General features: G+C 42.5%; 9 protein-coding genes. 8 read left to right on the top strand and 1 reads right to left on the bottom strand.

The window, feature by feature from the left end; translation table 11 throughout:
* Positions 1-367: 367 nt before the first annotated feature.
* The 4 genes from RMY64_RS26200 to RMY64_RS26215 all read left to right on the top strand — a co-directional run bounded on the left by RMY64_RS26200 (position 368) and on the right by RMY64_RS26215 (position 3,944).
* Positions 368-2,527, top strand: coding sequence for a Tex family protein (locus RMY64_RS26200; protein WP_322701543.1), 2,160 nt, complete (start codon positions 368-370; stop codon positions 2,525-2,527).
* A gap of 13 nt (positions 2,528-2,540) precedes the next feature.
* Positions 2,541-2,882, top strand: a complete 342-nt coding sequence (locus RMY64_RS26205; protein ID WP_322669500.1) for a 2Fe-2S iron-sulfur cluster-binding protein — start codon at positions 2,541-2,543, stop codon at positions 2,880-2,882.
* A 342-nt stretch (positions 2,883-3,224) separates the two neighbouring features.
* A complete protein-coding gene (locus RMY64_RS26210) occupies positions 3,225-3,626 on the top strand; it encodes a phage holin family protein (RefSeq protein WP_322669499.1) in 402 nt (133 codons plus the stop codon).
* Between the two features lie 126 nt (positions 3,627-3,752).
* Positions 3,753-3,944 carry a YqaE/Pmp3 family membrane protein gene (locus RMY64_RS26215; protein ID WP_322669498.1) on the top strand — a complete coding sequence of 64 codons (192 nt, stop codon included), beginning with the start codon at positions 3,753-3,755 and terminating at the stop codon, positions 3,942-3,944.
* Between the two features lie 201 nt (positions 3,945-4,145).
* Here RMY64_RS26215 and RMY64_RS26220 read toward each other — a convergent pair whose 3' ends face one another.
* Complete coding sequence (locus RMY64_RS26220) at positions 4,146-4,946, bottom strand: histidine kinase (protein ID WP_322669497.1); 801 nt, start codon at positions 4,944-4,946, stop codon at positions 4,146-4,148.
* A gap of 191 nt (positions 4,947-5,137) precedes the next feature.
* Between RMY64_RS26220 and RMY64_RS26225 the strand changes: the two genes are divergently transcribed.
* The 4 genes from RMY64_RS26225 to RMY64_RS26240 form a co-directional block, all read left to right on the top strand.
* Entirely contained in the window at positions 5,138-5,362 is a 225-nt protein-coding gene (locus RMY64_RS26225) for a hypothetical protein (protein ID WP_322669496.1), read from the top strand.
* 55 nt (positions 5,363-5,417) lie between these two features.
* The gene (gene petJ / locus RMY64_RS26230; RefSeq protein WP_322669495.1) at positions 5,418-5,753 is read left to right on the top strand and encodes a cytochrome c6 PetJ; all 336 of its coding nucleotides are present in this window, start codon (positions 5,418-5,420) and stop codon (positions 5,751-5,753) included.
* A 111-nt stretch (positions 5,754-5,864) separates the two neighbouring features.
* Entirely contained in the window at positions 5,865-6,884 is a 1,020-nt protein-coding gene (locus RMY64_RS26235) for an aldo/keto reductase (RefSeq protein WP_322669494.1), read from the top strand.
* A 58-nt stretch (positions 6,885-6,942) separates the two neighbouring features.
* The coding region (locus RMY64_RS26240) for a CHAT domain-containing protein (protein WP_322701544.1) at positions 6,943-9,574 on the top strand (2,632 nt) is incomplete at its 3' end.

The raw sequence follows: 9,574 nt of genomic DNA on the forward strand, positions 1-9,574 counted from the left end.
TTGCAATAGATGAAGCGCCAAAAGCTTGACAACTCTTATTCTGTGTTCGAGTGTGCGTAGCAAGATTTAAAATTTGGTACGAGATGCTACGCGAGATTGCGTGGTGTTTAGTAACAGACAATTCCTGTGGGTGATGCTACTTTTGTCCTTCTCCTGACTTAGCCAAGCTGGATTGTGCTAGACAAATTCTCATTCATCTACGCAAATTGGAAGGGTTATAAAACTTGCGTAGCTGGGTTTTGTCTATTTGGCCAATTACACTCTTGCGAACAATCATCTGGTAAATTAGCTTAAAACTTTGGACTTGCGCCAGGATAAGGATCTAGCATATTACCTTTAGAAGTAGCATTTTCATTTTAGACACCTAATGCTGAACATTCCTCAAATACTGGCAACTGAAATCAACCTCAAATCCCATCAGGTGCAAAACGCGCTGGAACTTTTGGCGGAGGGTGCAACAATTCCCTTTATTGCACGTTACCGCAAAGAACGCACCGATGAGATGAATGAAGTGCAACTACGCGAACTGGCCGATCGCTATACTTATTTAACAGAACTGGAAGAACGAAAATCGGTGATTTTAAGTGCGATCGCCCAACAAGGTAAACTTACAGATGAACTCAAAGCCAAAATATCATCCTGCTTACAAAAAACCGAACTTGAGGATTTATATCTACCCTATCGCCCAAAACGCCGCACCCGCGCCACTATCGCCAGAGAAAAAGGACTCGAACCACTAGCAGAGTTCATCAAGTCGTTAAATATCAAAAATGCTGCAATTGCATCCTTGGAGTCAGAAGCGGCTAAGTATATTTCGGAGGCGCAGGGAGTAAAAACAGCAGAAGAAGCACTCAAAGGTGCTGCTGATATTTTGGCGGAAGAAGTAGCTGAAAAAGCTGAGTTACGCGCATATATCCGCGATTATCTTTTAGAGGAAGGGGTATTTGTCTCCCGTATCAAAGATGATTATCCCGAAGGTACAACCAAATTTGAGATGTACCGTAACTATCAAATTAAGGTAAAAAATATTGCACCACACAATATGCTGGCGTTGTGTCGGGGTGAAACTGAGAAAGTATTAAGCTTTGAAATTGCTTTCGATGAAGATACGGTACTTTACTATCTTGAGTCGAAAGAAATCAAAACCAAAGTACGGACAATTCGAGATTTTTATCAGGCGATGCTGAAGGATGCATTCAATCGTTTGATGAAAGTCTCTCTTATGGGAGAGGTTATTGCTGAGAAAAAAGTTTATGCAGACATAGAATCAATTAAGACATTTGAAACTAATCTGCGGGAGTTACTGCTATCTGCACCAGCAGGGATGAAACCAACCCTGGCGATAGACCCTGGATTTAGAACTGGGTGTAAAGTTGCTGTCCTCGACCAAACGGGAAAATTTTTGGAATACCAAGCGGTTTTTCCCCATCAAGCGGCTGAACAGCGACTCAAAGCTGCACAAACTGTCAAAAATTTAATTGAAAAATACAAGATTGAGTTAATCGCCATTGGTAACGGTACAGCGTCCCGCGAGACAGAGGAATTTGTCACGCAAGTATTGCAAAATATAGAACGCAAACCAGTTAAGGTGATGGTGAATGAATCTGGCGCATCTATATATTCTGCAAGTACTGTAGCGCTAGAAGAGTTTCCCGATTTAGATGTTACCGTGCGCGGTGCGATTAGCATTGGTCGCCGTTTGCAAGACCCTTTGGCAGAACTGGTGAAAATCGATCCCAAATCTATTGGTGTGGGACAATATCAGCACGATGTCGATCAGAAATTGCTGAAAAAGAAATTGGATGACACTGTAGAAAGCTGTGTGAACTACGTCGGCGTAGACTTAAACACCGCCTCCAAAGAACTTCTAACTTCCGTCTCTGGGATTACGGCAACAGTTGCCAATAATATTGTCGCTCATCGCAACCAGCATGGAGCCTTTAAAAATCGCCGACAACTTTTGAAAGTTCCGAAGTTGGGGCCAAAAGCTTTTGAACAAGCGGCGGGTTTTCTGCGGATTCGCGGCGGTGATAACCCTTTGGATAATACAGCAGTGCATCCAGAGAGTTATTCTGTAGTAGAAGCGATCGCATCCGATCTAAATGTGCCATTAAATCAGGTAACACAAATTGCCGAAAAACTCAAAAAGACCAACCTGAAAAAATACGTTACCGATAGCGTCGGCGAACCCACACTGCGCGACATTCTCAACGAACTCGAAAAACCAGGTAGAGATCCTCGTGCTGAGTTTAAGTATGCCACTTTCAAAGAAGGAATTAACGAAATCAGGGACTTAAAGGTGGGAATGGAACTAGAGGGAATCGTGACGAACGTCGCCAACTTCGGTGCTTTTGTCGATATCGGCGTACATCAAGATGGCTTGGTGCATATATCCCAACTTGCTGATAGATTTGTAGACGATCCCAATAAAATTGTCAAAGTTGGACAAGTAGTGAAAGTGCAGGTGTTAGAAATCAACGAGAAACTCAAACGGATTAGTTTGTCGATGAAAGCAGTTAAACAATAATTAGAAACAGTAGATGGCAGTTTATCAAGTTCGATTTATCAATCCTACACTTGGATTAGATCGCACCATTCCAGTACCAGACGATCAATATATTCTAGATATGGCGGAAGAAGCTGGTATCCGCTTACCATCTGGGTGTAAACAAGGCGAATGTTCTGCGTGTATTGCTAAACTTATTAGTGGTGAAATCGATCAAAGCGAGCAAAAATTTCTGCGTCCAAGTGAAATACAGGCTGGTTATGTTGTTACTTGTGTAACTTACCCTTTGTCTGATTGCACTTTAGAAACCCATCAAGAACAAGTCTTATATAAATCAGCCCTTTACTATAAGCCTGAGTCGGGAAAACCTGAGTGATTTTTGCCTTGTGACATTAAATTAATCTTAAATTTCTAGGGTGTGTTAAGTTTGTTTAACGCACCCTTCAAAGCATTGCAATATGTTAGACATCTTCAGAAATTAATATGGGTTATCCACAATCCTTATAGAGAGGTAGTACTGCTATGTCTTTACTCCTATGTCTAATGTATAGGCGTACAGATGCGCCGATAAAATGTATTTAGAACCGCTACATTTTTCTCAACGATAGGCCTAATGGTAGAAAGAAATTCTATCTTGCAAGGGAGGTGAAACCCTAGCAAATAGTTAAAGATGATATAAGAAGTCGCAAAAAAAATCTCTAGTTATTAGGTAAAAACAATGTTGACTCCATTTTTAACCGCGCTAGCTACAGCTTTGAGCTTGTTGATTGTTGATATCGTTGTTCCAGGCGTTAATATTGCTAATTTCCCCGCCGCTATAATTGCTGCTTTAGTAATTGGTCTAATTAACGGTTCGGTTAAACCAGTTTTGTCTGCTCTTTCTCTACCACTTAACTTTCTCTCATTTGGAGCATTTTCGCTCGTTGTCAACGGTTTATGTTTCTGGTTAGCAGCAGTGCTAGTTCCTGGGTTCGCAGTTCGCGGAATTATTGGTTTCTTGCTTGGGCCAGTAATTTTAACTTTTGCGAACACCTTTATTAACAACTACTTTGTTGAAAGAAACCTTTTAACCAGCAGTGGTGATGTAAAGAATCAAGCTGAATTACCTTCTTCTAGATAAGTTTAGAACGAATAGAAACGCCAGTTAAATCACGTTTCTCACCTACATAAAATCTCCGAAGGTGGATTTCCTAATTCGGCATCCTCAAATGAATGTAATTAAACAAAATCACAAAGTTGTAAAATCATGAAATTAGTTCGTTTTCTTCTAGGTTTGTTAGTTCCTCCTTTAGGTGTTTTCTTGACAGTTGGAGTTGGCCCGACGCTGATTATTAATATTTTGCTCACAGTTTTAGGTTGGCTTCCTGGTAGTATTCATGCAATTTGGGTTATAGCCAAGCATGACGAACAACTTAATCAAGAAGGGCGTATTTACTAATACGCAATATTAAAGGGAGCATCCCCTAACACCTTCTCCCAAATTGGGAGAAGGGGGAGTCAATTTTAAAGTCCCTCTTCCAAGCTTGGGAGAGGGACTTTAATTCATGTGATAAGTCTAATGAAAAATGCTATTTCAACAAAAAATAGGGTGAGAATTTACCACCCTATTTTTTCTAAGTCAATTAAATACCAAAGCAGTCTATTTATGAATAGTCTCGCGTTCTTTATCAGCAGGTTGCTTATCTTTGAACAAGTCAGCCGCCGTTAAGAGTAACTGCCTCAACGTTTGTTTTATTTGGCGCTCTTTTCTTGCTAAAGATGTACCAGCTTCACCTAATTGCTCTTCTAACTGCGATCGCTTCTGTTCTACCTGTACAGCCATTGATTCTGCTTGGGGACGAGCTTTATCATACCAGTGTTTCGCCTCGTCTAGATAATCTTGAACTTCCATATTCCGCCCACCATAGCGTGCAGCCATATTAGCTCGGACAATGGCTAGCTGCGCTTGCAGTTGCGCGTAACGTTTCTTTAACAATCCGACTTCTTCACTATCTTTAATAGCATTGACAGCAGAATCAATCGCAGTTTTGGTACTTGCAGGTTTTTCCTTACCCGTCTCTTCAATTTCTGCCAGAATTACATCAACCTCTTGTTGGAGTTGTTCTTCTTCACCGTCAAGTTGAGCCTGTAGGCGCTTGATATCTGTCTGAGTTTGAGCAATACTTTCGTGTCTTTTGCTATTAATCCCTTCCAACGCTCCTTCAATGGAAGCTGTCACTTCATCTTTGAGTTCGCTACCTTTTTCTTGGAAGTTTTCAATTACAGCAGAAACAGCATCTTTCACAATGCTACGAACTTCAGTAGAACCTTGTTTAAACTCAGAAGCTACTTGAGAAACTGCGGATTTCACAATTTCTCGAATCCGCTCAGTTCTTAATTGTCCAGTTTCTTTTGCTTGTTGCAAGTCGGCTTGAATTTGTTGTTTGATATTGTTAGGCATTTTCAACTCGGATAATTTAACTAATTGGGATAATATTTTCTCTTAATGTTCCTACATCCATATTATGGCGTAGCCCAAACTGACTTGGTACTTCCTTTAGATATAAAATTGCAGTCCCAAAGAGGTGATGTGTAAGATGTTGCCCATTTGTGAGATGATGAATATTTAGTGGTAGTAATTGGAAGTGAAATATGTGGCAAGTAAATATTACTTGTTCGGATGATGCCTGGAAAATCTATGGTGTTGATTTTAAAGCGATCGCAGCGAAATATCAAGGTGAATTAATTAGTTCCAAAAAAATGCCAAATGGTACGCGCATCATGTCTTATAAAATTGAAGATGTGAGCGATGCAGAAGCCTTTCAAGAAGATTGTGCAAATTTTGCTGGATTTACAACTGACTTTGAATCCCTCTAATATTGGTTTTAATACTTATGCCTACAACTAGTATGTTCAAATCTGGAGAAATTAATTGAAGAAACTACTTACATTAGTATTAGTAACGTTTTTGTTATTAATCAGTACTTTTACTTTGCCTGTTAGGGCAGCAGACACAGTTAACGGCGAACAAATATTTAGCGTTCATTGTGCTGGTTGTCATATCAACGGTAGCAATATTATCAGGCGAGGTAAAAATCTCAAAAAGTCAGCCCTGAAAAAGTATGGTATGGATTCAATAGAGGCAATTACATCTATAGTTACCAATGGTAAAAATAATATGTCAGCCTACAAAGAGCGTCTCACCGAACAGCAAATTCAAGACGTTGCTGCTTACGTTCTCGAACAAGCTGAAAAAGGCTGGCGTTAAAAAGTTAGGAGTTGGGAGTGGGGAGTTAGGAATTAAGAATTATCAGTTATGATTTATTTATTAGTAATTGTTAAGTATTCCCATTCCTAACTTTTCACTCATAAATTGAAAATGAACTTACCCGCAGCTAGTCGTCTCCAATTTACCCCCGATTTGAACATCTGCCGCATATTAAATGGGATGTGGCAAGTCTCCGGCGCACACGGGCAGATCAATCCCCAAGCCGCTATTGAGACTATGTTCAAATATTTAGATGCAGGTTTTACTACTTGGGATTTAGCAGATCATTATGGCCCTGCGGAAGACTTTATTGGTGAGTTTCGTTGCCAACTAATTGATACTCGTGGGAAAGATGCTTTATCTCAAGTACAAGCTTTTACGAAATGGGTACCTCGTCCAGGCAAAATGACCAAGAAACTGGTCGAGGAAAATATTAATATTTCCTTGAGAAGGATGAATGTGCAATCGTTAGATTTGATGCAATTCCACTGGTGGGAATATCAGGATAAAAATTACCTGGATGCCCTCAAATATATGGCAGAGCTTCAGACTGAGGGTAAAATTAAGCATTTAGGTTTAACTAATTTTGACACGGAAAACTTGAAGCTTATTACTGAAGCAGGTATCAAAATTGTTTCTAACCAAGTGCAATTTTCCCTGGTTGACCGCCGTCCTGAAGTTAATATGGTGGAGTTTTGTCAGCAGCATAACATAAAGCTTTTTACTTATGGTACGCTGTGCGGCGGTTTGTTATCAGAAAACTATTTGGGTAAACCGGAACCGCGAGGATTTGATTTGTCCACTGCTAGTTTGAAAAAATATAAAAATATGATCGATGCTTGGGGTGGTTGGCGATTATTTCAAGAGTTGCTGGCTATCCTGAAGGAAATTGCTAATAAGCATGGCGTCAGCATTTCCAACGTGGCAGTGCGTTACATTTTAGATCGGCCAACTGTGGGCGGTGTGATAGTTGGTGCCAGACTTGGAGTATCTGAACATATAGAAGATAACGCCAAAGTATTTAGTTTTAGTTTAGATGAAGACGATCGCGATCGCATCAATGCAGTATCTCGCCAATCACGCGATTTGTACCAGCTTATCGGCGATTGCGGCGACGAATATCGGCGATAATTTCGGGAAAAAGGTGATAATACGGTGAAGGTTACTGTGGAAACTATTGCTGTCAGCCATGCCCCTAAACTTCACCTTCGCCCTCAGTCAACAGCAAACTTTTGAATTACGCTGTGACTATGGCTCACGTCGCCTGGATAAAACGGAGTTGGCAGCACTAATTGATTTGTGTGAGCAAAATTACTATGCTCAACAAAGAGATCATCTACCCTATCTCACCCAGTTGGGACGGCAACTTTATCAATGGCTGGATGGTAAAGAAGGATGGCTGAGAAAGGCGCTGGATGAGGCGGATGAGCAAACGATTCTTCTAGATTTGATTAAAACCAGCGAAGCAAAGGGGTTGAATCCCGAAACAGAACGGGTGGCTTTGGGATTGGCACATATGCCTTGGGAATTGCTGCATGATGGTGCAGGGTTTTTAATCGAACGCCAGAATCTTTCCGTTTTACCAGTGCGTTCTGTACAGCAGCGTCAAACCCAAATCATTGGCGTGCAAAATCGTCCATTGCGGTTGCTGTTCATGGCGACTTCTCCTGAAGATCCCAGAGTTCCACCACTAGGGTTTGAGCAGGAAGAAGCCAACATTTTGCAAGCAACTAAAGATCAGCCATTGGCGTTGATTGTTGAGGAAAGCGGCTCGGTTGCAGAGTTAGCCAATTTGGTGAAATCCTACCCCGAAGACTATTTTGATGTCTTTCACCTCACGGGACACGGGATAATTTATACCAAAAAAGACTACGGCTATTTGCTGCCAAAAGGTGTAACGCTGGCAGACAATACCCCCTGCTTCATCACTGAGGATGAGGTGGGAAATATGCAACTGACTACCGTCAATGACTTAGCTAAAGCCTTTCGGGGACGCTGGCCCCGTGTAACTTTTCTCTCTGGCTGTCATACGGGACAGGTTGCTAACAAGGGGACAGTACCCTCAATGGCGCAGGCGTTGGTGAAAGCGGGGGCAGGTATCGTTTTAGGCTGGGCGCGTCCGGTGTATGACCGCACGGGTATTGTAGCAGCACAGGCACTTTATCAAGCATTGGCAACAGGGGCAACTGTTGAGGAAGCAGTCAAAGCAGCGCAGCAGGAGATGATTGAGAAAGAATGCACCGACTGGCATCTGTTGCGGATGTATCGGGATACGCGCCCCATTGCCGAACTGGTGACACCTCTGAGAACAAGAAATCGTGAAAAGCTGAAGTTTACAGCGCCAGAGCAAGAATTTCTCGATGAGAATAATCTAGTTAAAGTTGCCAGTCGGTTTGAGTTTGTCGGACGCAGACGACCTTTGCAACGGTGTCTCAGGGCATTGCGGGAAACTAGCGACCAAATCGGGGTGTTTATTGCCGGGATGGGGGGACTGGGAAAAAGTACCCTGGCGGCGCGGTTATGTACGCGGGTGCAGACGCAGCGTGATAATTTTGCGCGAGTCGTTTTGATTGGCCCTTTGGATGAGTGGGGTTTGCTGAATAAGCTTTCTAATAAGTTTGACCGGTTTGCAGATGTGCCGGCACTTTTGAATGAACCAAAGGTGTCTCTGAAAGGGCGGTTGCAAAACTTTTTTGAGGCAATTGAAAAGGAACACAACCAACCTTTGCTGCTGGTGCTGGATGACTTTGAGCAGAATATCCCCACAGCTAATATTGAAGATGGTTCACTGCGGATGACGGCAGATGCTTATGAAATTTTAGGGGCGATTTGTGCGGCATTGGCGGAGAACGGGGGAGAAAGTCGGCTGATTGTCACCTGTCGCTATTTGAAATCAGACACCTTGCCACCTCATCACCTGCACCTGGAACGACTGGAACAGATGAGCAGCAGTGATATTGATAAAATTTGCTTTCCATTAGATAAAGAAGTTAGACAGCAGTTAAGAACTCAGCGAATTATTCACATTGCTGATGGTAATCCCCGGTTGTTGAAGTGGCTATTGGAGGTGATTCAGCAGGCGGGATTAGCGGCGGATGAATTATTGAATCGTCTGGAGGCGACTGAGCAGAAATTCCGCGAAGATATTTTGGCACAAACTCTGCTGGATGCTTTGGAACCGGAAGAACAAAAGTTTCTTGCACGATTGAGTGTGTTTCATCTGCCAGTGATGGAGGATATTGTGAGGGCAATTTCTACCGCAGGGGAATTGGCAGTTTTAGGCAAGCTAACCAGCCTTAGCCTAGTCGAGTCTGCCACCGCTCACCCCAACCAGCCAGCTAATTATCGAGTGACGACAATTTTAGAACCGTTGTTAGAACCAGTATTGAGTGAGGAAGAATGGCAAGCAACGCGACAGCAAGCGGTGAGGAAAATCCATCAAGCTTGGTGCGAGGAGAATGAAAACCCCACGGAAGCAGAAGGACTGGAAATTGTGCGGTTGGGACTGTTGGCAAAAGAGCAGGAAATTGCAATCAGCATTGGGGATAGGATTGCAAACTATTGGGTGAACAATTCCCGCTTTGTGGAAGCTTTTGATTTGTGTGAGCAAGTGCTGGCAGTTTTTTTAGATTATCGCATCTTGGGAACAGTCGCCCGTGCGGAAGAGGTTTTGGGTTTTGTGCAAGAAGCTGCTACCCATTATCAGCAAGCTTTAGACCTTTGCCCTGAAGAGGAATTAACAAGAAAAGCCGCTACCCTCAACAACATGGCACTGGTAATCGCCGACCAAGGATTGCTCCCAGAAGCGATTGCACTTTGGG

The sequence above is a fragment of the Nostoc sp. DedQUE08 genome (genome assembly GCF_034530895.1).
Classification (GTDB): Bacteria; Cyanobacteriota; Cyanobacteriia; order Cyanobacteriales; family Nostocaceae; genus Nostoc.